General features: G+C 70.8%; 1 protein-coding gene. It reads left to right on the top strand.

Annotated elements, in window-relative coordinates; genetic code table 11:
• Positions 1–430 precede the first annotated feature (430 nt).
• Entirely contained in the window at positions 431–1,093 is a 663-nt protein-coding gene (locus tag A7A76_RS02840) for a thiol:disulfide interchange protein DsbA/DsbL (RefSeq protein WP_206409775.1), read from the top strand.
• Positions 1,094–1,409 lie beyond the last annotated feature (316 nt).

The raw sequence follows: 1,409 nt of genomic DNA, 5'->3' as shown, positions 1-1,409 counted from the left end.
CCCGCGGCCGCCCCGGCGCCCGCGCCCAAGCCGGCCGGCGCGCCGGCGACGCCCGCCAAGGGCTGAGCGCGCGCGACAGCGACGAAAACGCCGGCCTCGCGCCGGCGTTTTTGTTTGTAACCGCACCGCCCCCTGTAGGAGCGGCGCAAGCCGCGACTGCGACAACGCAACCGCTGCGAAAGCAGCGACGTAGCCGCGCTGCCGCAGTCGCGGCTCGCGCCGCTCCTACACAAAGCTCACCACCGCCTGGGTAAAAGTGACGCACCTCACACCGCGCAGCCGCGCGGGAACTCCGCTACCGTCGCCCGGTCCCACCCCGCACTCCTGGTCGCCCGCGCCCACCGCTATCCTTGGCGACGCGATTTCGCTTTCCCTGCCCGCTCCACCGGCGCGACGCGCAGCCGGCCCCACTTCGACGAGACCCTTTCCGATGAACCGACGCCTCGCCACCTTGCTGCTGCTCGCCGTGATTCCCTTCGCCGCCGCCGCCGCGCCCAAGGCCGCCGCCCCGGCCGGCCCCGCGCCCGAACCCGGCGTGGACTACGTCGAGATCCCCGGCGGCAAGCCGTTCGCCACGCCGGCCGGCAAGGTCGAGGTGGTCGAAGTGTTCGGCTACACCTGCCCGCACTGCGCGCACTTCGAGCCGCTGGTGTCGAAGTGGAAGGCCAGGCTGCCGGCCGACGTCAACTTCGTCCCGCTGGCCGCGCCGTGGGGCGGCTACTGGACGCCGTACGCGCAGGCCTTCTACACCGCGCAGTCGCTCAAGCTTCTGCCGCAGACCCACGAGGCGGTGTTCAAGGCCCTGCACGAAGACAAGAGCCTGCCGATCCAGAACGCCAGCGCGCAGGAAATCGCCGGCTTCTACGCCAAGTTCGGCGCCGACCCGAGCACCTTCGCCGCGACCATGACCGGCAAGGCCACCGAGCAGGCGATGAAGCGCGCCACCGACTTCATCATGGCCTCCGGCGTCGACGGCACTCCCGGCATGGTGGTCGCGGGCAAGTACCGCATCACCACTCAGAAGGGTTTCGACGACATCCTGCGCGTGGCCGATCACCTGATCGCGCGCGAGCGGGCCAAGGCGAAGCGCTGAGGGGCAATGGGAACAGGCAATGGCGGGATTCGATTCGCCGCCATTCCCCCTGTCCCTGATCCCTCGTTTCCCCGCCGCAGCCCCTACACTCCCCGTTAAGTCGCCCGCCCGCTATGCTGGCGGGCCTCGCGGACGGCATCGCCGCCGCAACCGACATTCCCAGCTTTTTCTGCGGAGATCCCGATGAATTCGCGTATCGCCACCCTGTCCCGTTATCCGCTGGTGCTCAGCGCATTGTTCGCGCTGGCCGCGTGCGGCAAGACCGAGGCGCCGAGCGCGCCCGCCGCCGAGGGCACGCCCGCCCCGGCCGCCGCTG

It is taken from the genome of Lysobacter enzymogenes, assembly GCF_017168095.1.
GTDB lineage: Bacteria > Pseudomonadota > Gammaproteobacteria > Xanthomonadales > Xanthomonadaceae > Lysobacter > Lysobacter enzymogenes_D.
The sequence above is the reverse complement of the archived record's forward strand: the minus strand, read 5'-3'. Positions and strand labels throughout refer to the sequence as shown.

Coding starts and splice junctions, on each gene's coding strand:
- A7A76_RS02840 (WP_206409775.1), top strand. CDS start 431: ATGAACCGACGCCTCGCCACCTTGCTGCTGCTCGCCGTGATTCCCTTC.